Source organism: Lentzea sp. NPDC004782, assembly GCF_040609115.1.
Taxonomy (GTDB): domain Bacteria; phylum Actinomycetota; class Actinomycetes; order Mycobacteriales; family Pseudonocardiaceae; genus Lentzea.
The window spans coordinates 198,951-222,101 of record NZ_JBEXJN010000002.1; the positions used below are offsets into that span (position 1 = coordinate 198,951).

Sequence of the window (23,151 nt, forward strand, 5' to 3'; positions counted from 1 at the left end):
CGCCACGAAGGTGGGTCTGGAAAAAACCCAGTCGAACGTGTTCTGCGAACAACACGTGCAGAGGGTGCCGGTACGGCCATACTAGGGCCGCCCGGCGACCGTCCGAGTGGACCAATAAGGTCGGGCCAGAGTTGTAAGTGCTGATCTGACTTAGGGGGCCCTGGTGGCGACCGGTACGACGGTGTTCAGCCGTGTCACGGTGGTGGCACCTCGAACGCGTATCGACGTCGCGCTGCCTGCCGACGTGGCGGTGGCCGATCTCCTGCCGATGCTGCTGGACATGGCGAGAGAGGCCACTCCGGACGGCGGTGTCCGGCACGGCGGCTGGTGCCTCGCCAAGCTCGGCGACAACCCGCTCGACCCGGCGCGCACGCTGGCGTCGCTCGGCGTCGTCGACGGTGAACTGCTGCAGTTGCGGCGCCGCAACGAGAACCCGCCGCCGCCGCTGTACGACGACGTCGTCGACGCGATCGCGGAGTCCGACCCGGACTCGTTCCGGCCGTGGACCAAGGAGACGGCGCAGAAGTTCGGTCACCTGGCCGGCGCGCTCGCGCTGATCGCCGCCGCGGTGGCGCTGTTCCTGTCCGGCCCGATCACGGTCGGCGACAAGGGCAGCGGGCTCGCCGCCGCCATCACCGCGGGGGTCGCGGCCATCGCCGCGCTGGCCACCGGCGCGACCATCGCGCGGGCGTACCGGGCGGCGTCGACGGGTGTGCTGATCGCCGCGTGCGGTTCGCTGCCGATGGCGTTCGTCGCGGGCTTCCACGCGGTGCCCGGCGTCGGGTTCAACCCGAAGATGCTGCTCGCGTCGGCCCTCATGATGATCTTCGCGTGGGGCGGCATCCTGCTGATCGGGCAGGGCATCACGGTGTTCATCGCCGCGGCGACCAGCGGCACGATCGTGGCGCTGGCGTTCCTCGTCGCGACGTTCGTCGACCACCCGCTCGCCGGTGTGGCCGCCGCGACCGGCGCGGTGGCGCTCGCCGCGCTGTCGATGCTGCCCAGGCTCACGCTGCAGCTGGCCAAGATCCCGCCGCCCGTCGTGCCGACGAACGCCGAGGACCTCAAGGAGGACACCGGTTTCCCGGAGTTCGCCGTGATCGAGCGGCGCACCGCGGTCGCGCACGAGTACCTGACCGGCATGATCATCGGAACGGGCGTCGTGGCCGCGCTGGCCGCGATCGTCGCCGCGTCCGCCAACACGGTCTGGGGCCCGATCTACGGTGTCGTCGTCGCGATCGTGCTGATGATGCGCGGCCGGGCGTACGCGAACGGCGCGCAGGCCGTGGCACTGCTGTCCACCGGCATGCTCGCCAGCGCCGGCATCCTGCTCGGCTGGCTGATCAGCTCCGACGAGTTCAACCGCATCGTCTTCGTGTTCGGCACGCTGCTGGTCCTCGGCGCGGGCGCGCTGGTGCTCGGCGTGGTCTTCCCCGGCCAGCGGTTCTCGCCGCCGTTGCGCCGCACCGTCGACATCATCGAGGCGGTCCTCATCGCCGCGGTCGTCCCGCTGGCGCTGGCCGTCATGGACCTGTACTCGGTGTTCCGGGGGCTGATCACGCTGTGAGGACCGGCATCAGGCGCACCACGGCGGCAGCGACCGCCGGACTGCTGCTGCTGACCGGAGCGCTGCCGCACGCCTCCGCTCAGCCGTCGTCCACACCGGCCGCGGTGAAGCCCAACTCGGTTCCACCGGACCTGCCGCCGAACACCGATCCGCCCAAGGACGACGGCAAGCCGGACGTCGCCTACACGCGCACCTCCAAGGCGTGCGTGGAGTCCGACACCAAGAACGAGCTGATCAAGCACATGCCGTGGGGCCAGGTCACGCTGAACCTGCAGCAGGCGCACAGCTTCGCCACCGGCAAGGGCGTCAAGATCGCGATCATCGACACCGGTGTCGACCCGCGCAACCCGCGCTTCGGCAACCGCGTGACCCCCACCGGCGAGTACGTCGACCAGTCCGGTGGCAAGAACGGCACGGACGACTGCGACGGCCACGGCACCGAGGTCGCGGGCGTCGCCGCGGCGGCCAAGACCGAGGGCGACTTCGTCGGCGCCGCACCGGAAGCGGAGATCCTGGCGATCCGCCAGACCAGTGACCGGTACGAGTTCAAGGGCCAGGGCGAGCAACGCTCCTCCGCCGGCAAGGTGGGCACCCTGGCCCAGGCCATCGTCCGCGCGGCGAGCAAGGGCGCCAAGGTCATCAACATCTCGCTGACGAACTGCGGCACCCCCAAGCTCTTCAGCGACGACGACCGGAAGCTGCAGGCCGCGATCAGGTGGGCGGTCGACGTCCAGGACGTGGTGATCGTCACGGCGGCGGGCAACCTCAACTCCGAGGGCGCGGGCTGCCCGAAGCAGAACGACAACCTGGACCCGAGCAACGTCAACGTGATCTCGTCGCCGGCGTGGTTCGCCAACGACGTGCTGTCGGTGGCGTCGATCGCCCGCTCCGGCGCGGTCTCCTCGTTCAGCGTCTGGGGCCCGTGGGTCAGCATCGCCGCGCCGGGTGAGGAGATCATCTCCGTCGACCCCAAGGGCACCGGCCTGACGAACTCGAACGTCACCGCGCAGGCTGCGAGCGACATCAAGGGCACCAGCTTCGCCTCGCCGTACGTGGCGGGCATCACCGCGCTGGTGCGCCAGCGGTTCCCCGATCTCAGCGCGCGCCAGGTGATGGACCGCCTGAAGGCCACCGCACTGCACCCCGGCAACGTGTCCGGACGGGACAACAAGGTCGGCTACGGCATGATCAACCCGGTGGCCGCGCTGACCGCGGTGCTTCCCGCTGAGGCCAAGGGTTTCCAGAAGCCGCAGCCGAAGGAGATGAACACGACCGTCACGCCGCCGCCCGGCACCGACTGGCCGCCGATCATCGTGGCGCTGTCGGGCATCGGCATCGGTGGCGCGCTGCTGATGCTGACGTTGTTCGTGCGCAACTCGCTGAACCGCAGGCGCGGCCGCCCGGCGTAGCCCGCAAAGCCGTGAACGATGAAGGGCTCCTTCTTCCACCTCACGTGGATGAAGGAGCCCTTCATCGTTCGCAGCTAGTCCTCGCCGATCGTCTGCGGGGCCGCCTTCTTCGGTTTGCCGAGCAGGTCGTCGATCGAGCCGGTGAGCCGTTGCCGCGGCTTGTGCTCCTTGTCGCCGCCCTGCTGGCCGCCCTGCCCGCCCATCATGCCGCCCATCATCGGCATGCCACCCGCCATGCCGCCGGGCGCGCCCCCAGGACGTCCAGCAGCGGCCGCGGCGGCCGGGGCCGCCCCCGCACCCCTCTCCGGGGGCGGAGCTTGCTCAGAAACGCCCGTGGCGCCGCCGAACTGCATCTGCTGCGGCTGCGCGGCGGACGCGGCAGGGGCACCGACTGAGCCGACGCCACCCGCACCACCGCCGCCACCACCCGTCGACGGAACCCCGCCCTTGCTCGCGGTGGCCGTGTCGGACGCCTTGGGCGGTTCGGGTGCGGGCTTCGGCTCCGGCTTGGCCGGAGCGGTGCAGGTCCAGTCCTTGTCGGGGTACCGGTGTTCCATCCGCACTGCGCCGAAGTGGCCGCCGTCGCCGGAAACCCCGTCGCACAGCTTGAGAAACGCCTCCAGCACCTGCCGTGCCGAGTCGTGCAGCTCGCGGACCGGGTCCTTGAGGTCCTCGATGTGCCTGATCGCGCGCTGGTCGCCCTCCACGGGCAGCGCCGCCGTGCCGGACACCGAGTCGGCGGCGTCGGCGAGGACGTGCGCCATGTCCTGCACGATGCCGTGCACCGCGTCGGCGGTCTCCTCCAGCGCGTCCGCCATGGCGCTCATCGCGTCGGACATGTCGCCGCCCGCGAGCCCGACCTTGCGCATGTGGTCCATGAACGCGTCGGCGTCCTTGCCCTCCCACCGCGCGTCCAGGCCGCCGAGCGGTGCCGCGACGTGCTTGGTGACCGCCTCGGTCACCTTCGCGGCCTTGCGCCAGCGTTCGGCTTCCTCGCGCAGGTCGTTCCAGTCGCCCACGAGCGGGTCGAAGAAGTCGTGCACGAGGTCCACGACACCGAGCTTGCGGCTGACCCGCGAGAGGTAGTCGAGCTCGGGACCGACCTCGGCCGCGATCTGCCTGCCGTCCTTGGCCACCACGGCTCCCCTACCGCCGATCGGCGTTCTTGACGAGCTGCAGGGCTTCCTGGTCGTGATGGCCGTGCTGCGCGGCGACGGCGTGCAGGCCCTTGGCGGCCGCGTCGAGCGTGTCGCAGGCGCGGGCGAGCTGCGAGTTGAGCAGCTCGGCCGCACGCGCGTAGCCCTGGGCGGTTCCCAGTGTTCTGCCGATCTCGCCGAACGACTGGGGGCGCAGCGGGGACACCTTCATGGCGTCCCGCACCCGCCGCAGATCGTCCGTCGTGCCGTCGATCCGGTCGGCGTACTGCTCCAACCACTCCGGATCGACGGAGATGCGACCGGCCACGACTGTCCCCCTAAGACACTTCCGAGTGCATTTGCCGTGAATCCGACGATGAGGCACCCGGAACGGTTCCGCTACTTCTGGGTCGCCTGCGGATCCTTGATCTGGCCCTTCTGGGCCGGGGTGATCGCGTCGTAGCTGCGGTTCGCCTCGTTCTTGTTGAGCTGCGGGCCCATCGGCAGCAGGCTCAGGATCTGGTTCGGCGCCGGCGGGAAGGTCCCCTCCAGCCCCAGCGCCGCCGCGGTGCCGGCGTCCGGGACGCCGTAGCGGACGCCGCGGCCGGTGACGATCTGCACCGGTCCCGTGCCGTAGTCGCCGACGCTCTGGCTGGCCCGCACGACCGCCTGCTTGCCGGGCAGCATCATGAACTCGTCGATGATCTCGCCGGCCGAACCCGGCGTGTTCAGCTCGACGCCGGACATCTCCTTCGGACCGGGCAGCTTGGAGCCGATCGTCACCGAGATGTGCTCGGCCTTGTTGTCCGCGGTGTAGTTCTCGGCCTTCCAGCCCAGGCACACGACGGTGTTGTTGGCGTTCGCCTCGAGCGTGGTCGGGATCTTGGCCGGGTAGGACTCGAGCTTGAGCGGGTTCTTCGGGTCCTTGTGGTCGGTGATCGCGTTCGGCGAGAGCTCGATCGCCTGCTTGTTGTTCGCGTACGACCAGCGCAGCAGGTCGCCGACGGTCTCGTCGACGGTCTGGAAACCGTCTTCCAGCGCCACCATGAACTCGTCGCCGGCCTGCCGCTCGACCCGGACGACGTCACCGATGTTGACCTTCGTCTCGGTGACGTAGGTCGCCGGCTTGCCCTGGTTGGAGATCACCGGCGCGATCAGCGGAGCGACCTCGGGGATCGCGTTCAGCAGCGCCGTGCTGATGGCCCGCGGCTGCTTGTTCTTGATCTTCAGCGCGTTCAGCACCTTGTCGTTCTTCAGGTCCACCTCGGCGCGGACCGTCGACGACGAGATGTCCTTGAGCTGCTGGGGCTTGCGGTAGATCAGGTACGCCTTCTTCGCGCCCGTGCGCTGCTGCACCAGCACGGCCTCGTCGCCCAGTTCCGGGTTGCCGCCGCTGACGCCCGCGATCACGGTCGTCTTGATCTGGTTGTCCGCCGCCTGGTTCTCGCGGAACTTGTCCAGCTGGAGGGTGTCGCAGACCGACCACTGCGCGTCGATGCGGAGGTCCGCCTTGGGCAGCACGTCCGGCGCGTCCGGCAGACCGGTGAGCCTGCCGCGCGGCAGCCCCGCCAGCGTCGCCTCGCTCACGAGCTTCGGCTCACCGCCCGCGACCTGGTTCTGCCCGCTGTTCGCGGTGCCACCCGGCGCGTCACCGCCACCGGACTGCTGGTCGGGGTTGTTGCGGGAGTACCACAGCAGCCGGGCCGAGGCCAGGTTCGTCATCGGGATCAGGCGCCTCGGCGAGGCGTCGACCACGTAGACCTGACCGGTCTCCTTGCTGATGGCGATCTGCGTGCTGTCGTCCAGCCGCGGCGCCGGGCTGAACACCCCGTACACGAGGAAGCCGAGCAGACCGGCGACGCCCAGGACCACACCGACCGCTGTCGCGCGAGAGTGGCTGCGCATGGGGTCATGCAGCATCACCGCGTCTCTGCGGACCAGTGCGGACTGCATCCGCCGCAGGACGAATTGGTAGGCCTCGACGTGTGACTTGGTGGTGGGTGTTGATGCCATTCTCGGCTCGCTGCTCTCCCAGTCGCGGTACGGTTCGGCAGGATAGCCGGACGCAGGTTGCTCCGTGGGCCGGTTCGCCAAGCCCACCGACCATCGAGGGGAAAGAGACCACAACGGATGTCCGTGACCACTCCACATCCGCCCCGGCCGAACCCAGGGATGGCACGGCCGCAGGGACCTGGTGTTCCTGGCCAGCAGGCACCTGTGCCTCCGCGTCCCGTCGGGCGTGTCCGGCGCAGAGGTGCCGGAGTCAGCCTCGGCTCTCTGCCCGTCTCGAACGTAGTCACGATCGAGATCGGTCTCGCCATCGCGCTCCTCGTTCTCACCCTCATGGGCGTGAAGACCTCCGGCGGCGCCCTCAACGTCGTGGCGGTGTCGATCGCCGGCGGTGTGCTTCTCATCGCACTGATCCTCGCGTTCACCCGATCGCGTGGTCGTTGGCTGACCCAGTGGATCGGTGTCCGGCTCCGCTACAACTTCCGCTCGCACAGCCGCACCGCGAAGCGCGTCGAGCCGCAGGAGTCCAAGCCCGGTGACGACGAGATGCAGGTGCTCGGCCCGGAGGACCCGCGCGTCGCGCTGCTGCGCCTCGCGATCCCGGACCTGGTGATCGCGAAGGGCGTCGACCACGAACGCCGCCCGCTCGCGCTGTCGTGGCACGACGGCGTGTGGACGGCCGTGCTGCTGGTCGACCCGACCCCGCCGCTGATCTCCGCCGTCGGCACCGCACCGTCGCTGCCGCTGGGTGCGCTGGCGCCGTGCCTGGAGGACCGCGGTGTCGTCCTCGACGCGATCACCGTGATCTGGCACTGCTACCCCGGCAGCGCGGCGCTCCCGCCGAACTCGCCCGCGATCAGCTCGTACATGGAGGTGCTCGGCCCGCTGCCCGCGGCCGCCCGGCGCACCACGTGGATCACGGTGCGGCTCGACCCGCGCCGCTGCGGCGAGGCGATCCGGGAGCGCGGCGGCGGCGTCGTCGGCGCGCACCGCGCGTTGATCGGGGCGTTGTCCCGCGTCCGCAACGCCTTGGAGTCCGCGGGCGTCACGATCCGCCCGCTCGACTCGGACGAACTGCTGCGCGCGGCGATCTCGTCCGCCGAGCTCACCGCCGCCGTCGGCAACACGAACCCCGTGTCGCTGCGCGAAAAGTGGTCGGGCGTCACCGCGGGTGGCGTCGGTCACGCGAGCTACGCGATCACCGGCTGGCCGTCGAAGGGCTTGAAGGGCAACCTGAACGCGCTCACGGGCGTGCGCGCGCTGTCCTCCACCCTGGCGATGTCGATCTCACCGTCCCGTGAGGACGGTCAGGTCTCGCTGCGCGGCCTGGTCCGGGTGAGCGCCCGCACGCCGAGCGAGCTCGACCGCGCGGAGGACCAGTTGTCGAAGCTCGGCGACAAACTCGACATCACGCTGACCCCGTTGCGGGGCATGCAGCTCGCCGGCCTGGCCGCGACGCTGCCGCTGGGAGGTGTGGCATGAGCTCGTCCCGTCTGCTCGACTCGCGTGGCCGCGGCTCGGTGGCACCGGAGTTCCTGGTGTCGCCGAACATGCTCGACCTGGTCAGCCCGAGCGGCGACCGCGGCGGCATGATGCTCGGCCAGGGCACCAAGGGCGAACCGCTCACCGTGTCCGTGCTGCGCCCCACCCCGACCCGCATGGTGGTCGTCGGCGGCCTGTACCTGGCCCGCCAGATCGCGTTGAGGGCCATGGCCACCGGCGCGTGGATCATCATCGCCACGGGCCGCCCCCAGGCCTGGCAGCCGGTCGTGCGCGCAGCGGGCCAGGGCCCGGACGGCCGCCCGTCTCAGCTGGTGCAGCTGCGCCGCCTCTCACCGGCGGACCTGCCGCGCCCGACCGAGGACATGCCGTTGCTCGTGATCCACGACGGCGGCCACGTCCCGCAGGAGCTGTTCCCGCCGCGCGCACCGTGGCAGACCACGATGTACGTGCTGCCGTACCTGCACCCGCAGGCCTCGTCCACGGCGAACAACGCGGATCTCGTGCTGCTGCAACGCCTCCCGATGGGCCAGGCCCAGCTGGCGGGCCAGATGTGGCGCCTGCGCCCGCAGATGTTCCAGCAGCTGACCCAGCTGAAGGACGACCAGGTGATCGCGATGGGCCAGGACATGTGGGCACACCTGCGCCTGTACACCACCCCGGCCGAACAGCAGATCCTCGGCGCAGTCCGTCGCGGCGATTGAGACGCTCGGCGAAATAGACGAAACTTGCGCCCCGAACGGTGAACCGTTCGGGGCGCAATTGCGTTGTCCATAGCTCAGCGGAACCAACTAATTCACAGGACCCGCAAATCTGTTGATTCGCCATACGAAGGTACTTTCGTGGACCTTCTTGTGCGAAATCCGTCTACGCCACTAAGAAAACTCTCACCTGCACGATCCTTCGACGAGGGAGCACGCTGCTATGGGTGAATCGTGGGTCAGACGAGCGGCAGGGATCGGACTGGTGGCGAGCACCGCGCTCGTCCTGTCGTCCGTCTCCGCCACCGCTGCGCCCGAGGGGGAGATTCGTAACCTCGGTGCGTCGAACGCGATCAAGGACAACTACATCGTCGTGCTGAAGGACATCAGCGCGAGCAGTGTGGAGAACCTCAGCGCCAAGTACAGCGCAAAGGTGACGCACACCTACAAGTCCGCGCTGCACGGCTTCTCCGCGCAGATGTCCGAAACCCAGGCCAAGCGCCTGGCAGCAGACCCGTCCGTCGCCTACGTCGAGCAGGACGGCGAAGTCCACCTCACCGACACGCAGTCCCCGACCCCGTCGTGGGGCCTGGACCGCATCGACCAGAGCGCTCTCCCGCTGGACAACAGCTACACCTACCCGAACCGAGGCGCAGGCGTCACCGCCTACATCATCGACACGGGCATCCGCTTCTCCCACAGCGACTTCGGCGGCCGTGCCGTCTCCGGCCGCGACACCGTGGACAACGACGACGACGCCACCGACTGCAACGGCCACGGCACGCACGTCTCCGGCACCGTCGGCGGCACGAAGTACGGCGTCGCCAAGGACGTGAAACTGGTGGGCGTCCGAGTCCTGAACTGCAGCGGCTCCGGCACCTTCGCAGGCGTCATCGCCGGCATCGACTGGGTGACCGACCAGGTCACCACCAACCCGGCCAACAAGCCCGCGGTGGCCAACATGTCCCTGGGCGGCGGCGCCAACGACACCGTGGACGCGGCCGTGAAGCGTTCCATCGCGGCAGGCGTGACCTACGGCCTGGCCGCGGGCAACGACAGCGGCGGGAACGCCTGCAACACCTCCCCGGCCCGCACCCCGGAAGCCATCACCGTCGGCTCGACCGACCGCACCGACGCCCGCTCGTCCTACTCGAACATCGGCACCTGCCTGGACATCTTCGCCCCCGGCCGCGACATCACCAGCGCCTGGCTGACCGACGACAACGCCACCAACACCATCAGCGGCACCTCAATGGCCACGCCCCACGTGGTGGGCGCGGCAGCGGTCTACCTCGGCTCGTCCCCGACGGCAACCCCGCAAGAGGTCCGCGACGCCCTCGTCAACAACGCCACCTCCGACGTGGTCACCAACCCGGGCACCGGCTCCCCGAACAAGCTCCTGCACATCACCGGCACCGCCCCTGGCAACCCACCGGGCCAGTGCCCGGCCGTCACGAACAACACCCGCACCGCCATCCCAGACGCCGACACCGTGACCTCGTCCGTCACGATCGCCGACTGCAACGGCAAAGCAAGCGCCACAGGCACCGTGAAGGTGGCCATCAAGCACACCTACCGAGGCGACCTGGAACTGGCCCTGATCACCCCCTCAGGCGCCGTCAAAATGCTGAAGGTCCCCAACGGCAGCGACAGCGCAGACGACATCAACGCCACCTACAACGTGAACGTCTCCACCGAGGACGCAAACGGCACCTGGAAACTCCGCATCCACGACTACTACCGCCAGGACACCGGCTACCTGGACTCGTGGACCCTGGACATCTAGCCCACGGACAACCATCCCACCCCTCGGAGCCCCCGGTCCCCCCGCCGGGGGCTCCTCCCTTTCCGGGAGGGCGAAGGCGAAGTCAGGAGAGGGTTCGAACCTTCCGAGTGGCCTCAGCGCGAGCCGCCAACTCGGAATCCCCAGGAAAATCGACTCGAACCAAGCACAGCCCGTGGGCAGGAGCCACGGTGACCCCGCTGGCCCGGCCAGAGAGCGTCAACAACGACGAGGGCCACTCGACGCCCTTACGCCCTTCCCCGACGGCCAGCAGCGCCCCGATGAGCGACCGAACCATGGAGTGGCAGAACGCATCAGCAGACACGAACGCGGTGATCACACCGTCAGCAGCAGACCGGACCAGCTCAAGCCGCTGCAGCTCGCGAATGGTCGTAGCCCCGTCCCGCCGCTTGCAGAACGCACAGAAGTCGTGCTCCCCCAACAACAACTCGGCCGCGGCATTCATGGCCGAAACGTCCAGCGGCCGAGGCCAGGCCAGGGTGTCCAGCCGCCGCAACGGATGCGCCCCGAACACAGCATCCGATACCCGGTACTCGTAGTGCCGCCGCAACGCCGAGAACCGCGCGTCGAAGGCAGCCGGCACCACCCGAGCCGAGAACACCCGCACGTCCGTCGGCAACGCCCGGGCCAGCCGCTTGGGCAGCCCGTCAACGTCCACAGTGGACGGCAGATCGGCGTGAGCGACCTGCCCGGAAGCGTGCACCCCGGCATCGGTGCGCCCGGCCACGGTCAGCACGACGTCCTCGCGCAGCACCATCGACAGGGTGTCCTCAAGCACCCCGCACACCGTGCGACGCGAAGGCTGACGGGCCCACCCGGAGAACTCGGTCCCGTCGTACCCCAGGTCGAACCGCACACGAACGAGCCCGCCGTCCCCAGAAGCGGGAACGACGGGCTCGTCAGCAGACGTACTGCTCAGGACTTGTCCTTCTCAGCAGCCTCTTCCGCCGCGACGTCCTCGGCCGACGGCTCGCCGTCGACCTCGACAGCGCCCTCAGCGGGCTCGTCGGCGGCGTCGGCGGTCGCGGACTCGGGCGCCTCGGCGTCCTGGTCGACGACCTCGGCCACGGCCGGCTTCTCGTCCTTGGCGAACTTGGTCTTGCGCGCAGCCTCGGCCTCGGTGGAGACGAGCTTCTGCTGCACCAGCTCGATGATGGCCATGGGGGCGTTGTCGCCCTTGCGCGCCAGCGTCTTGGTGATGCGGGTGTAGCCACCGGAACGGTCGTTGAAGAACGGACCGATCTCGGCGATCAGCTTGTGCACGACGTCCTTGTCGCGGATCACCTTCATGATCTCGCGACGGTTGTGCAGGTCGCCGACCTTGGCCTTGCTGATCAGCTTCTCGGCGTACGGACGCAGCCGCTTCGCCTTCGCCTCAGTGGTCTTGATCCGGCCGTGCTGGAACAGCGCCGTCGCCAGGTTGGCGAGCAGCAGCCGCTCGTGCGCCGGAGACCCACCGAGCCGGGGGCCCTTGGTAGGGGTGGGCATCGCTTACTCCTGTAACTGAAAGAGATCCTCTAGCTCTGAATCAGAGCGTCAGAGCTGCTCGGTCTCCGCGTAGTCCTGGCCGTCGTCGTGCGGGTCCAGGCCGGCACCGGCACCCCAGCCCGTGTCACCGGGGTGGTAGTCCGACGCGGCGGCGGACGGGTCGAACCCAGGAGGCGAGTCCTTCAGGGCGAGGCCGAGGCCGACGAGCTTCATCTTGACCTCGTCGATCGACTTCGCACCGAAGTTGCGGATGTCCAGCAGGTCCGCCTCGCTGCGCGACACGAGCTCGCCGACGGTGTGGATGCCTTCCCGCTTCAAGCAGTTGTAGGAACGGACCGTGAGGTCCAGGTCCTCGATAGGCATCGCGAACGCGGCGATGGTGTCGGCCTCGGCCGGCGACGGGCCGATCTCGATGCCCTCGGCGTCGATGTTCAGCTCGCGAGCGAGGCCGAACAGCTCAACCAGGGTCTTACCCGCGGAGGCAACCGCGTCCCTCGGAGTGATCGAGGGCTTGGTCTCCACGTCGAGGATCAGCTTGTCGAAGTCCGTGCGCTGCTCGACACGAGTCGCCTCGACCTTGTACGTCACCTTGAGAACCGGCGAGTAGATCGAGTCGACCGGGATGCGGCCGATCTCGGCACCGGCCTGCTTGTTCTGAACCGCGGGGACGTAGCCGCGACCGCGCTCGACGACGAGCTCGATCTCCAGCTTGCCCTTGCCGTTCAGGGTCGCGATGTGCAGGTCGGGGTTGTGCACGGTGACACCGGCCGGAGGCACGATGTCGCCCGCGGTCACCACACCGGGGCCCTGCTTGCGCAGGTACATGGTCACCGGCTCGTCCTCCTCGGACGAGACGACGAGCTCCTTCAGGTTCAGGATGACGTCGGTGACGTCCTCCTTCACCCCGGGAACCGTGGTGAACTCGTGCAGCACGCCGTCGATGCGGATGCTCGTGACAGCAGCACCGGGGATCGACGAGAGCAGCGTGCGGCGGATCGAGTTGCCGAGCGTGTAACCGAAGCCCGGCTCCAGCGGTTCGATGACGAACCGGGAACGGGTCTCGGAGACCGCTTCCTCGCCGAGCGAGGGGCGCTGGGAAATCAGCACTGGGTTCAACCTTTCTACAACGACGCCCGCTATTTGACGCCGTCACGACGCCGGTGCGGAGACCGGCAAACGCACTCGGCACACCCTTCGCGCCGATGCGGGACCCGACCCGAGCGACCGCCCACCAAATGATCAAACACTGCTAGACGGCCGCTCGGAGAGGATCACTTCGAGTAGAGCTCGACGATGAGCTGCTCGGTGACAGGCGTGTCGATCTGCGCGCGCTCGGGCAGCTGGTGCACGAGGATGCGCAGGTTCGACGGAACGACCTGCAGCCAAGCCGGGATCGGGCGGTCACCGAAGGACGCGCGAGCGGCCTCGAAGGGCAGCGTCGGCATGGACTTCGGCTTCACGTCGATGATGTCGAACTTCGACACCTGGTAGCTCGGGATGTTCACCTTCTGGCCGTTGACCAGGAAGTGCCCGTGGCTGACCAGCTGGCGAGCCTGGCGACGCGTGCGGGCGAGGCCCGCGCGGTACACCACGTTGTCGAGGCGGGCCTCGAGGATCTGGAGCAGGTTCTCACCGGTCTTGCCCGGGCGACGAACCGCTTCCTTGTAGTAGCGGACGAACTGCTTCTCGAGCACGCCGTAGGTGTAGCGAGCCTTCTGCTTCTCCTGGAGCTGCAGCAGGTACTCGGACTCCTTGACCCGGCCGCGGCCGTGCTGGCCGGGCGGGTACGGACGGCGCTCGAACGCCTGGTCCCCACCAACGAGGTCGACCTTCAGGCGGCGCGAGATACGCGTCGCAGGTCCCGTGTAACGAGCCATTTGTGCTTACTCCTCCCCGTGCCTCAGACCCGGCGCCGCTTGGGCGGGCGGCAGCCGTTGTGGGGCTGCGGGGTCACGTCCTGGATGGTGCCGACCTCGAGACCGGCGGCCTGCAGCGAACGGATCGCGGTCTCACGGCCGGAGCCGGGACCCTTGACGAACACGTCCACCTTGCGCATGCCGTGCTCGGCGGCCTTGCGGGCGGCGTTCTCGGCGGCCATCTGCGCCGCGAACGGCGTGGACTTGCGCGAGCCCTTGAAACCCACGTGGCCGGCGGACGCCCAGCTGATCACGTTGCCCATCGGGTCGGTGATCGACACGATGGTGTTGTTGAACGTGCTCTTGATGTGCGCCTGGCCGTGCGAGACGTTCTTCTTTTCCTTGCGCCGGATCTTCTTGACCCCGGCGCCCTGACGGGACTTCGGTGGCAAAACGAGCTCCTAAGTTGAGGGCAGTAGACGCGAGGTCTTACTTCTTGCCGGCCTTCTTCTTGCCGGCCACGGTCTTCTTCGGACCCTTGCGGGTGCGGGCGTTCGTCTTCGTGCGCTGACCGCGAACGGGCAGGCCGCGACGGTGCCGAAGACCCTCGTAGCAACCGATCTCCATCTTGCGACGGATGTCGGCCGCGACCTCACGGCGAAGGTCACCCTCGACCTTGTAGTTCGTCTCGATGTGGTCCCGCAGCTTGGCGAGGTCGTCGTCCGTCAGATCCTTGACCCGGAGGTCGGGGGAGATCTGGGTGGCGGCGAGCAGCTCCTTGGAGCGCGTACGACCGATGCCGAAGATGTAGGTGAGCGCGATCTCCATCCGCTTCTCGCGGGGGAGGTCGACGCCAGCGAGTCGTGCCATGTGGCGGTTAACTCCTGTCGATTACTTCCAGGTCTGCTCCTCGCCCAGTTCCGGTGACTGACTCGCTGTGTCGTTTTCCGGCTGCTCTCACAGCCGGTGTCCCGGCCCCGGCCTGGAATCCGGGGGTGTCCGCACGCTTGAAGCCCTGCGTGCGGCAGGTGCGAGGAGTTTCTCGTTACTGCGTCATCGAAGATCTCGACGAGCGCGTGGTGGGACTGCTCAGCCCTGGCGCTGCTTGTGGCGCAGGTTCTCGCAGATCACCATGACCCGGCCGTGACGGCGGATCACCTTGCACTTGTCGCAGATCTTCTTGACGCTCGGCTGGACCTTCACGCCTGAGATCTCCTGCTATTGGAGGTCACTTGTAGCGGTAGACGATGCGCCCGCGGGACAGGTCGTAGGGCGAGAGCTCCACGACAACCCGGTCCTCAGGGAGGATGCGGATGTAGTGCTGTCGCATCTTGCCGCTGATGTGTGCGAGCACCTTGTGACCGTTCTCCAACTCGACGCGGAACATCGCGTTGGGAAGCGGTTCGACTACGCGGCCCTCGACCTCAATGGCCCCGTCCTTCTTGCCCATGTCCTCCGCGTTTCGTGACGGTGGTAATAACCTTCGGACGCGTTCCAGCCCGGCTCGATCTCACCTCGGAGGGCATGACTGAACCGGCGCGACGGATGCGCCACCTGACCAGTGTACGCAGTTCACTCCGGCAACCCAAATCGGGCCCTGTCGGGACCGTCACCCGGCCGGGCGTACCTCGCCAGCACGAGCCTGAGCTTGCCGATCTCGTTGATCTCCGACTCGTGCCTGCCGAGCACGGACTTGAGCGTGCGCACCCGCTGAGCTGCGACGGAGCTGCCGTAGCCGGTCTCGTCGGAGCACCTCTGAGCCGCGTTGTCGAGCGCGAGGTCGCCGGATCCGACGCCGTAGCTCTCCAGGCTCGGATCGCCGGGCCCGCGCTGGGTGAACCCCGCACGGTCGAGGCAGTGCAGCAACATCACCGAGACCGACCGCGTGTACGCGGCCTCAGGCCCGGATTTCAGCGCCACGTCCCACTCGTGGACGACGGTGTCGTGCAACGCCGTGATGCGGCTCACGGCCTCGATGTACTCCTGCCCGGCAGCCGCTCGGGCCTGCCCTCCACAGCCGCCGTCGACCGGTGTCGGCGGACTGACGAAGTTCGGTCGAAGAACCCGCACGTCGCCGAACGGCGGCTCGCAGTGCTCGACCTCGGCGATGGTGTCGGCCAGGAAGATCCGGTCGGCGATCTTCTCCGGCGGGACGTCCTGGTAGGTGTAGTCGGTGGCCGGCTTGGCAGCAGCGCAGCCTGAAGCGGAAATCAGAAGGGCGAACAGGACGAAACGGGTTACCCCCACAATGCCCCCAAGCATTGGACTCGCTCGTCACCCCGACCATATCCGGCTTGACAAGCGAAATAGCCCCGCTCACCTCACGGCGAACGGGGCTAAGTCCAAGCTTCGAGGACTACTGCTCTTCAGGTGCGGTGAGCACCCACGGGCCGTCCTCGGTGATCGCGACGCTGTGCTCCCAGTGCGCCGCACGGGTGCCGTCGAGCGTGATGACGGTCCAGCCGTCCTCCAGCTCCTGGGAGTCGTCCGTGCCGAGCGTGAGCATCGGCTCGATCGCGATGGCCATGCCGACCTTGAGCTTCGGCCCCTTGCCGGGCTTGCCGTAGTTCGGCAGGAACGGGTCCATGTGCATCTTGGTGCCGATGCCGTGGCCGCCGTAGTCCGCGACGATCCCGTACTCGATGCCGTCGCGCTCCCCCGACTCGATGGCCGAGGACTCGATGGCGAACGAGATGTCCGTGAGCCGTCCACCGGGCACCGCCGCCTCGATGCCCGCGAGCATCGAGAGCCTGGTGGCCTCGGACAGCTTGTGGTCGGCCGGCGAGAGCTCACCGCAGCCGACCGTGACGGCCGAGTCGCCGTGCCAGCCGTCGAGGATCGCACCGCAGTCGATCGAGATCAGGTCACCCTCGGCCAGCACCTGCGTGCGGCTGGGGATGCCGTGGACGATCTGGTCGTTCACCGACGCGCAGATGCTCGCCGGGAACCCGTGGTAACCCTTGAACGACGGAATGGCGCCCGCGTCGCGGATGGTCTGCTCGGCGATCTCGTCGAGCTCCCACGTGGAAATCCCGGGCTTCACCGCGTCGACCACGTTCTTGAGGGCGCGCGCCACGACCAGGCCGGAGGCGCGCATCGCCTCCAGCTGGCCGCGGGTCTTGATCTCGATCATGCGTTCACTGCCGGAGAAACTCGAAACAGCAGAGCGGAGCCGGTCAAGCAATCCACCTGTCACTTCTCGTCGCGCAGCGAGTTCAGCGCCGCGAGAGCCCGCTCGCTGATCTCGTCGATCTCCCCGACCGCGTCGATGGAGATGACCTTCTCCGCGTAGTAGTCGAGCAGCGGCGCGGTCTCGTTGCGGTACACCTGCTGCCGGTGCCGGATGACGTCTTCCTTGTCGTCCGTGCGCCCACGCGCGAGCAGCCGCTCCACCACGACGTCCTCGTCGACCCGGAACTCGAGCACCGCGTCGAGCTCGTGGCCGCCGACGGCCAGGAACTCGCCGAGCTTGTCGGCCTGCGCCACGTTGCGCGGGAACCCGTCGAGCAGGAACCCGTGGTCCGCATCCGACTCGGCCAGGCGCTTGCGCACCATCTCGTTCGTGATGGAGTCCGGCACCAGTGCGCCCTCGTCGAGGATGCTCTGCACCTCGAGCCCGAGCTCGGTCTGGTTGCTGATGTGTGACCGGAAGAGGTCGCCCGTCGAGATGTGCGGCACGCCGAGCTTGCGGCTCAGAACCTCAGCCTGGGTGCCCTTGCCCGCACCGGGCGGGCCAACGAGAACGAGTCGCATCTAGCGGAGGAACCCTTCGTAATTGCGCTGCATGAGCTGGCTCTCGATCTGCTTCACGGTGTCGAGACCGACACCGACCATGATCAGAACCGCGGTGCCGCCGAACGGGAAGTTCTGGTTCTGGTTGTCACCAGTGAGGTCCAGGAACAGGTTCGGCAGGATCGCCACGATGCCGAGGTAGAGCGAGCCGGGCAGCGTGATGCGGCCCAACACGAACTTGAGGTACTCGGCGGTCGGACGACCAGGACGGATGCCGGGGATGAAGCCACCGAACTTCTTCATCTCGTCCGCACGCTCGTCCGGGTTGAACGTGATGCCGACGTAGAAGTACGTGAAGAAGACGATCAGCAGGAAGTAGACGCTGATGTGCACCCAGCTCGACTGCTTGACCAGGTACGTCTGGACGAACGTCGAGAACCAGTTCGGGCTGGAGGACGCCCCCTGGGTGAGGCGGACGATCAGGTCCGGCAGGTAGAGCAGCGACGAGGCGAAGATGACCGGGATGACGCCGGCCTGGTTCACCTTGAGAGGAAGGTACGTCGACGTACCGCCGTACATGCGGCGGCCGATCATGCGCTTGGCGTACTGCACCGGGATGCGGCGCTGGGCCTGCTCGACGTAGATGACGCTCGCGATGATGACGAGTGCCGCGACGAGAACGAGCGCGAAGACGACACCGTTCTTGTCGAGGATGTTCTTGCCCTCGGTCGGGATGCGGGCGGCGATACCGGTGAAGATCAGCAACGACATGCCGTTGCCGATGCCCTTCTCGGTGATCAGCTCGCCCAGCCACATGATGACCGAGGTACCGGCGGTCATGGTGATGACCAGCACGATGAGGGTGAAGATGCTGTTCTTGCCAGGAATGACGTCCTGGTCGCACTCGCCGAACAGCTGCCCGCGCACCGCCAGCGCCACCAGACCGGTCGACTGCAGGATCGCGAGCCCGATGGTCAGGTACCGCGTGTACTGCGTCAGCTTGCCCTGCCCGGCCTGCCCTTCCTTCTTCAACTGCTCGAACCGCGGAATCACCACGGTGAGCAGCTGAATGATGATGCTCGCGGTGATGTAGGGCATGATGCCCAGCGCGAACACGGACAGGTGCAGCAGCGCACCACCGCTGAACAGGTTGATCAGCGAGTAGATGTTCTGGCCCTCAAGCTGGTCGGCACACGCCTTGACGTTCTTGAAGGACACGCCCGGCGCGGGCATGGTCGCACCAAGCCGGTACACAATGATGATCCCGAGCGTGAAGAGGATCTTCTTGCGTAGATCCGGCGTCGCGAGAGCCGAGCGGAATGCGCCGAGCACGCGAACCTCCTGAGCGTTGCCGACCCCCAGGGACCGGCACATGCGGTAGTTGGCAGGCCGCAGCAGGCAGCCACGACCAAGCAACCCGGAGGACATCCGGGTTCAGCCCGCAACACTAACAGCCCCCCGCGACCAGCCCGTACCCAGTGGCCAATCACAGGTTCAAACCGGTTGATCTCTCGCCACCCGACTAGGCCGTACGGGTCAGCGAACTGGGCGAATCCATGCTACAAGCAGCGATTTCGCCGCACGCGAACGTTTGCACCCGCCTGGGTGTTCCCGCAAAAGTTCAGCTACCCGCAGAACCGGCCAGGAGCACGCCGGCCGGGGCCGCGGTGAGGGCACACCCGAACAACGCCGAAGGGCCCCGAGGCAACGCCCCAGGGCCCTTCAACACAACGCAGAACTACAGCACGGTGGTGGTGCCACCGGCAGCAGCCAGCTTGTCCACAGCGGACTTCGAGAACTTGTTCGCCACGACGTCCAGCTTGACCGAAACCTCACCGTCGCCCAGGACCTTGACCGGCTGCCCCTTGCGGACCAGGCCGGCCAGGATCAGCGCGGCGACGTCCACGGAGCCACCCTCGGGGAAGGAGGCCGCGATGTCACCGACGTTGACAACCTGGTACTCGGTGCGGAACGGGTTGCGGAAGCCCTTGAGCTTCGGCAGCCGCATGTGCAGCGGCATCTGGCCACCTTCGAAGCGCGGCGAGACGTTCTTGCGAGCGCCCGTGCCCTTCGTACCGCGGCCGGCGGTCTTGCCCTTGGAGCCCTCACCACGACCGACGCGGGTCTTGGCGGTCTTGGCACCAGGGGCCGGACGCAGGTCGTGAATCTTGATGGTCACGACTGGACCTCCTCAACAACCACCAGGTGGCGCACGGCGTGGATCAAGCCGCGGACCTGGGGGGTGTCCTCACGCACGACCGACTGACGGATCTTGCGCAGCCCGAGGGTGCGCATCGACTCGCGGTGGTTGTGCTTCGTGCCGATGGTGCTCTTCACCTGGGTGATCTTGAGAGCCATGGTCAGACCCCCTGGCCCGCGCGAGCGCGGATCATGCCGGCGGGAGCGACGTCCTCGAGGGGCAGGCCACGACGGGCCGCGACCTCTTCGGGACGCTGCAGGCCCTTGAGGGCCGCCACGGTCGCGTGCACGATGTTGATCGCGTTGTCGGAGCCGAGCGACTTCGACAGCACGTCGTGCACGCCGGCGCACTCGAGGACGGCGCGGACAGCGCCACCCGCGATGACACCGGTACCGGCCGAGGCCGGACGCAGCAGAACCACACCAGCGGCCTTCTCACCCTGGACCGGGTGGGGGATGGTGCCGGCGATGCGAGGCACGCGGAAGAAGTTCTTCTTCGCCTCCTCGACACCCTTGGCGATGGCCGCGGGAACTTCCTTGGCCTTGCCGTAGCCGACGCCGACCATGCCGTCGCCGTCACCGACAACCACAAGCGCGGTGAAGCTGAAGCGACGACCACCCTTGACCACCTTGGAGACGCGGTTGATCGCAACCACGCGCTCGAGGTGGGGGGTCTTCTCCTGGGCCGCGCCGCCGCGGCCGCCGTCACGACGGTCGCGGCGCTCTCCGCGCTCGCCCCCGCCGCCTTCGCGACGCGTACGTCCTGGCATCAGGCGTCCCTCTCAATTCCAGTGATCATCATTGTCAGAACTCCAGCCCCGCCTCGCGGGCGGCATCCGCCAGAGCAGCGATCCGGCCGTGGTACGCGTTGCCACCGCGGTCGAACACGACCGCCGTGATGCCGGCGTCCTTGGCACGGGCCGCGGCCAGCTGGCCGACCTTGGCCGCACGGGCCTTCTTGTCGCCTTCCAGCGCACGCACGTCGGCCTCCATGGAGGAAGCGGACGCCAGCGTGTGGCCCTTCAGGTCGTCGATGATCTGCACGGTGATGTGCTTCGACGACCGGTGCACGACCAGGCGCGGACGCTCGGCGGTGCCGCTGACCTTCTTGCGGAGGCGGAAGTGGCGACGGGCCTTGGCAACACGACGCCTGGTGGAGATGTCCTTGCCCACCGGCTTGCGCTTCGTAACAGTCGACTCGCTCATGTCACTTACCCGTCTTTCCGACCTTGCGGCGGATCTTCTCGCCCGAGTACCGCACGCCCTTGCCCTTGTACGGGTCGGGCTTGCGCAGCTTGCGGATGTTGGCGGCGACCTCACCGACGAGCTGCTTGTCGATACCGGAGACGGAGAAGCGGGTCGGGGTCTCCACCGCGAAGGTGATGCCCGCGGGGGCCTCGACCTTCACCGGGTGCGAGTAACCGAGCGCGAACTCGAGCTCAGAGCCCTTGAGCGCGACGCGGTAACCGACGCCGTGGATCTCCATCTTCTTTTCGTAACCCTGGGTCACACCGACGACCATGTTGTGCACCAGCGTGCGCGACAGGCCGTGGAGCGCGCGGACGCGGCGCTCGTCGTTCGGGCGCTTGACCTCGAGAGTGCCGTCCTCGGCCTTCTCCAGGCTGATCGGCTCAGCGAGCGTCAGGGTCAGGGTGCCCTTGGGGCCCTTCACGCTGACGTCCTGGCCGGCGATGTTCACGTCGACCCCGGAGGGGACAATGATCGGCTGCTTACCGATGCGCGACATGTCTACTCCCCCTTACCAAACGTAGGCGAGGACTTCTCCGCCCACGCCTGCCTTGTTGGCCTGGCGGTCGGTCATGAGACCACCAGAGGTCGAAATGATCGCCACACCGAGGCCACCCAGAACTCGGGGCAGGCTGGTGGACTTCGCGTACACGCGCAGGCCCGGCTTCGACACGCGGCGGAGGCCCGCGATGCTGCGCTCCCGGTTCGGGCCGTACTTCAGCTCGACGACGAGGTTCTTCGCGACCTCGCCCTCCTCGTCGCGGTACGAGGCGATGTAGCCCTCGCGCTTGAGGATCTCGGCGATGTTGGCCTTCAACTTCGAGTGCGGCATCACGACCTTGTCGTGGTAAGCCGAGTTCGCGTTGCGCAGACGAGTGAGCATGTCTGCGATCGGGTCGGTCATCGTCATGGTGACCTGGTCAACCTTTCTCGCTGCGGTTCACCGGCTCAGGGTCCAGACCTGCCCTCCCCGGGGGGGGAGGGACAGGACGGTCGTGTGCGGGCCTACAGCGAAGTAAATGAAACTGGACTTACCAGCTGGACTTGCTCACGCCAGGCAGCTCACCGCGGTGAGCCATCTCGCGCAGGCAGATCCGGCAGAGGCCGAACTTGCGGAACACCGCGTGGGGGCGGCCGCAACGCTGGCACCGGGTGTAGCCCCGGACCTTGAACTTCGGCTTCTTCGCGGCCTTGTTGATCAACGCCTTCTTGGCCATCGACTCAGTTCTCCTTGAACGGGAAGCCCAGGTGCTTCAGCAGCGCCCGGCCCTCCTCGTCGTTCGTGGCGGTGGTGACGACGGTGATGTCCATGCCGCGGGGACGGTCGATCGAGTCGGGGTCGATCTCGTGGAACATCGACTGCTCGTTCAGACCGAACGTGTAGTTGCCGTTGCCGTCGAACTGCTTGCCCGAGAGGCCGCGGAAGTCGCGGATACGGGGCAGCGCGATCGTCAGCAGGCGGTCCAGGAACTCCCACATGCGGTCGCCGCGCAGCGTGACGCGCGCGCCGATCGGCATGCCCTCGCGCAGCTTGAACTGCGCGATGGACTTGCGGGCCCGACGAACCTCGGGACGCTGACCGGTGATGATCGAGAGGTCCTTGACGGCACCCTCGATCAGCTTGCCGTCACGGGCGGCGTCGCCGACACCCATGTTGACGACGACCTTCACGACGCCGGGGATCTGCATCACGTTGGCGTAGTTGAACTGCTTCTGCAGCTCGCCGGTGATCTCGGCGCGGTAGCGCGTCTTGAGCCGCGGCACGATCTTCTCTGCGGTAGTCATGCTCAGATGTCCTTCCCGTTACGACGGGAAATGCGGACCCGCTTGCCCTCGTCGTTCGTACGGTAACCAACCCGGGTCGGCTTGCCGTCCGAGTCGACCACCATCACGTTGGAGACGTTGATCGGGGCTTCCTGGGTCACGATGCCACCGGACTGCGCGCCGCGCTGGGTCTGCGTGATCCGGGTGTGCTTCTTGATCCGGTTGACGCCCTCGACCAGGACCTTGCCGGTCTCCGGGTAGGCCTGGATGACCTTGCCCTTCGCGCCCTTGTCCTTGCCGGCGATGACGACGACCGTGTCGCCCTTCTTCACCTTCATGGTCAGAGCACCTCCGGAGCCAGCGAGATGATCTTCATGAACTTCTTGTCGCGCAGCTCACGGCCGACCGGGCCGAAGATGCGGGTGCCGCGCGGCTCGTTGTCGTTCTTGATGAGCACAGCGGCGTTCTCGTCGAAGCGGATGTAGGAACCGTCGGGACGACGACGCTCCTTCACCGTGCGGACGACGACCGCCTTGACGACGTCACCCTTCTTCACGCCGGCACCGGGGATCGCGTCCTTGACGGTCGCGACGATGATGTCGCCGATGCCCGCGTAGCGGCGGCCGGAGCCACCGAGAACACGGATGCAAAGGATCTCCTTCGCACCAGTGTTGTCGGCGACACGAAGCCGCGACTCCTGCTGAATCACTTACTTGCTCCTGACCATTCCTGGCCCG

General features: G+C 67.6%; 30 protein-coding genes. 5 read left to right on the forward strand and 25 right to left on the reverse strand.

The genetic code is table 11. The features are described 5' to 3' along the window. The first annotated feature begins 163 nt into the window (after positions 1-163). Entirely contained in the window at positions 164-1,567 is a 1,404-nt protein-coding gene (gene eccD, locus ABZV40_RS02610; protein ID WP_355434642.1) for a type VII secretion integral membrane protein EccD, read from the forward strand. Beyond that, complete coding sequence (mycP, locus tag ABZV40_RS02615; protein WP_355434645.1) at positions 1,564-2,976, forward strand: type VII secretion-associated serine protease mycosin; 1,413 nt, start codon at positions 1,564-1,566, stop codon at positions 2,974-2,976. Before eccD ends, mycP begins: the two co-directional genes overlap by 4 nt. A gap of 74 nt (positions 2,977-3,050) precedes the next feature. Here the strand turns inward: mycP and ABZV40_RS02620 are convergent, their stop codons facing one another. The 3 genes from ABZV40_RS02620 to eccB all read right to left on the reverse strand — a co-directional run bounded on the left by ABZV40_RS02620 (position 3,051) and on the right by eccB (position 6,125). After that, on the reverse strand, positions 3,051-4,115 hold the full coding sequence (locus ABZV40_RS02620) for a hypothetical protein (RefSeq protein WP_355434647.1): 1,065 nt from the start codon (positions 4,113-4,115) through the stop codon (positions 3,051-3,053). 7 nt (positions 4,116-4,122) lie between these two features. After that, a complete protein-coding gene (locus ABZV40_RS02625) occupies positions 4,123-4,440 on the reverse strand; it encodes a hypothetical protein (protein WP_355434650.1) in 318 nt (105 codons plus the stop codon). Between the two features lie 71 nt (positions 4,441-4,511). Next, complete coding sequence (eccB, locus tag ABZV40_RS02630; protein ID WP_355434653.1) at positions 4,512-6,125, reverse strand: type VII secretion protein EccB; 1,614 nt, start codon at positions 6,123-6,125, stop codon at positions 4,512-4,514. 117 nt (positions 6,126-6,242) lie between these two features. On the opposite strand from eccB, the gene eccE reads away from it, so the two are divergent. The 3 genes from eccE to ABZV40_RS02645 all read left to right on the forward strand — a co-directional run bounded on the left by eccE (position 6,243) and on the right by ABZV40_RS02645 (position 10,109). Next, the gene (gene eccE, locus ABZV40_RS02635; RefSeq protein WP_355434656.1) at positions 6,243-7,604 is read left to right on the forward strand and encodes a type VII secretion protein EccE; all 1,362 of its coding nucleotides are present in this window, start codon (positions 6,243-6,245) and stop codon (positions 7,602-7,604) included. After that, complete coding sequence (locus ABZV40_RS02640; RefSeq protein ID WP_355434659.1) at positions 7,601-8,326, forward strand: hypothetical protein; 726 nt, start codon at positions 7,601-7,603, stop codon at positions 8,324-8,326. The genes eccE and ABZV40_RS02640 overlap by 4 nt, the downstream gene beginning before the upstream one ends. A gap of 220 nt (positions 8,327-8,546) precedes the next feature. Next, positions 8,547-10,109 carry a S8 family serine peptidase gene (locus ABZV40_RS02645; protein ID WP_355434662.1) on the forward strand — a complete coding sequence of 521 codons (1,563 nt, stop codon included), beginning with the start codon at positions 8,547-8,549 and terminating at the stop codon, positions 10,107-10,109. 82 nt (positions 10,110-10,191) lie between these two features. On the opposite strand, the gene truA is transcribed toward ABZV40_RS02645, so the two are convergent. From truA to rplN, 22 genes are all read right to left on the reverse strand, one after another. After that, positions 10,192-10,983, reverse strand: coding sequence for a tRNA pseudouridine(38-40) synthase TruA (gene truA, locus ABZV40_RS02650; RefSeq protein ID WP_355434665.1), 792 nt, complete (start codon positions 10,981-10,983; stop codon positions 10,192-10,194). A 59-nt stretch (positions 10,984-11,042) separates the two neighbouring features. Beyond that, complete coding sequence (gene rplQ, locus ABZV40_RS02655) at positions 11,043-11,615, reverse strand: 50S ribosomal protein L17 (RefSeq protein WP_355434668.1); 573 nt, start codon at positions 11,613-11,615, stop codon at positions 11,043-11,045. Between the two features lie 48 nt (positions 11,616-11,663). Continuing rightward, on the reverse strand, positions 11,664-12,722 hold the full coding sequence (locus ABZV40_RS02660) for a DNA-directed RNA polymerase subunit alpha (protein WP_030472034.1): 1,059 nt from the start codon (positions 12,720-12,722) through the stop codon (positions 11,664-11,666). A gap of 164 nt (positions 12,723-12,886) precedes the next feature. Next, a complete protein-coding gene (rpsD, locus tag ABZV40_RS02665) occupies positions 12,887-13,492 on the reverse strand; it encodes a 30S ribosomal protein S4 (RefSeq protein WP_355434671.1) in 606 nt (201 codons plus the stop codon). A gap of 23 nt (positions 13,493-13,515) precedes the next feature. Then, the gene (gene rpsK, locus ABZV40_RS02670) at positions 13,516-13,923 is read right to left on the reverse strand and encodes a 30S ribosomal protein S11 (RefSeq protein ID WP_030472036.1); all 408 of its coding nucleotides are present in this window, start codon (positions 13,921-13,923) and stop codon (positions 13,516-13,518) included. A 37-nt stretch (positions 13,924-13,960) separates the two neighbouring features. After that, on the reverse strand, positions 13,961-14,341 hold the full coding sequence (gene rpsM / locus ABZV40_RS02675) for a 30S ribosomal protein S13 (RefSeq protein WP_086669041.1): 381 nt from the start codon (positions 14,339-14,341) through the stop codon (positions 13,961-13,963). Between the two features lie 219 nt (positions 14,342-14,560). After that, entirely contained in the window at positions 14,561-14,674 is a 114-nt protein-coding gene (gene rpmJ / locus ABZV40_RS02680) for a 50S ribosomal protein L36 (protein WP_010148647.1), read from the reverse strand. A 25-nt stretch (positions 14,675-14,699) separates the two neighbouring features. After that, positions 14,700-14,921: a translation initiation factor IF-1 gene (infA, locus tag ABZV40_RS02685; protein ID WP_005166804.1), complete on the reverse strand. Its 222-nt coding sequence runs from the start codon at positions 14,919-14,921 to the stop codon at positions 14,700-14,702. A 122-nt stretch (positions 14,922-15,043) separates the two neighbouring features. Next, entirely contained in the window at positions 15,044-15,718 is a 675-nt protein-coding gene (locus ABZV40_RS02690; protein ID WP_355434676.1) for a hypothetical protein, read from the reverse strand. 109 nt (positions 15,719-15,827) lie between these two features. After that, positions 15,828-16,604, reverse strand: a complete 777-nt coding sequence (map, locus tag ABZV40_RS02695) for a type I methionyl aminopeptidase (RefSeq protein WP_355434679.1) — start codon at positions 16,602-16,604, stop codon at positions 15,828-15,830. Positions 16,605-16,663: 59 nt separating this feature from the next. Then, positions 16,664-17,224, reverse strand: coding sequence for an adenylate kinase (locus tag ABZV40_RS02700; protein ID WP_355434682.1), 561 nt, complete (start codon positions 17,222-17,224; stop codon positions 16,664-16,666). Then, positions 17,225-18,535 carry a preprotein translocase subunit SecY gene (secY, locus tag ABZV40_RS02705; protein WP_355434684.1) on the reverse strand — a complete coding sequence of 437 codons (1,311 nt, stop codon included), beginning with the start codon at positions 18,533-18,535 and terminating at the stop codon, positions 17,225-17,227. Positions 18,536-18,941: 406 nt separating this feature from the next. Next, complete coding sequence (rplO, locus tag ABZV40_RS02710) at positions 18,942-19,382, reverse strand: 50S ribosomal protein L15 (RefSeq protein WP_355434687.1); 441 nt, start codon at positions 19,380-19,382, stop codon at positions 18,942-18,944. Continuing rightward, a complete protein-coding gene (rpmD, locus tag ABZV40_RS02715; protein ID WP_109628759.1) occupies positions 19,379-19,561 on the reverse strand; it encodes a 50S ribosomal protein L30 in 183 nt (60 codons plus the stop codon). The genes rplO and rpmD overlap by 4 nt, the downstream gene beginning before the upstream one ends. 2 nt (positions 19,562-19,563) lie before the next feature. Then, positions 19,564-20,172 (reverse strand): 30S ribosomal protein S5, encoded by a 609-nt coding sequence (gene rpsE / locus ABZV40_RS02720; RefSeq protein WP_030473451.1) that lies wholly within the window; start codon positions 20,170-20,172, stop codon positions 19,564-19,566. 34 nt (positions 20,173-20,206) lie between these two features. After that, a complete protein-coding gene (gene rplR / locus ABZV40_RS02725; RefSeq protein ID WP_355434690.1) occupies positions 20,207-20,608 on the reverse strand; it encodes a 50S ribosomal protein L18 in 402 nt (133 codons plus the stop codon). Between the two features lies 1 nt (position 20,609). Then, on the reverse strand, positions 20,610-21,149 hold the full coding sequence (rplF, locus tag ABZV40_RS02730) for a 50S ribosomal protein L6 (RefSeq protein ID WP_355434693.1): 540 nt from the start codon (positions 21,147-21,149) through the stop codon (positions 20,610-20,612). 12 nt (positions 21,150-21,161) lie between these two features. Beyond that, positions 21,162-21,560, reverse strand: a complete 399-nt coding sequence (gene rpsH, locus ABZV40_RS02735) for a 30S ribosomal protein S8 (RefSeq protein WP_204763286.1) — start codon at positions 21,558-21,560, stop codon at positions 21,162-21,164. Between the two features lie 121 nt (positions 21,561-21,681). Further along, a complete protein-coding gene (locus ABZV40_RS02740) occupies positions 21,682-21,867 on the reverse strand; it encodes a type Z 30S ribosomal protein S14 (protein WP_030473455.1) in 186 nt (61 codons plus the stop codon). A 4-nt stretch (positions 21,868-21,871) separates the two neighbouring features. Beyond that, the gene (gene rplE, locus ABZV40_RS02745) at positions 21,872-22,435 is read right to left on the reverse strand and encodes a 50S ribosomal protein L5 (RefSeq protein ID WP_355434697.1); all 564 of its coding nucleotides are present in this window, start codon (positions 22,433-22,435) and stop codon (positions 21,872-21,874) included. A 2-nt stretch (positions 22,436-22,437) separates the two neighbouring features. After that, entirely contained in the window at positions 22,438-22,752 is a 315-nt protein-coding gene (gene rplX / locus ABZV40_RS02750) for a 50S ribosomal protein L24 (RefSeq protein ID WP_030473457.1), read from the reverse strand. A gap of 2 nt (positions 22,753-22,754) precedes the next feature. After that, positions 22,755-23,123: a 50S ribosomal protein L14 gene (rplN, locus tag ABZV40_RS02755; protein ID WP_089949053.1), complete on the reverse strand. Its 369-nt coding sequence runs from the start codon at positions 23,121-23,123 to the stop codon at positions 22,755-22,757. Positions 23,124-23,151 lie beyond the last annotated feature (28 nt).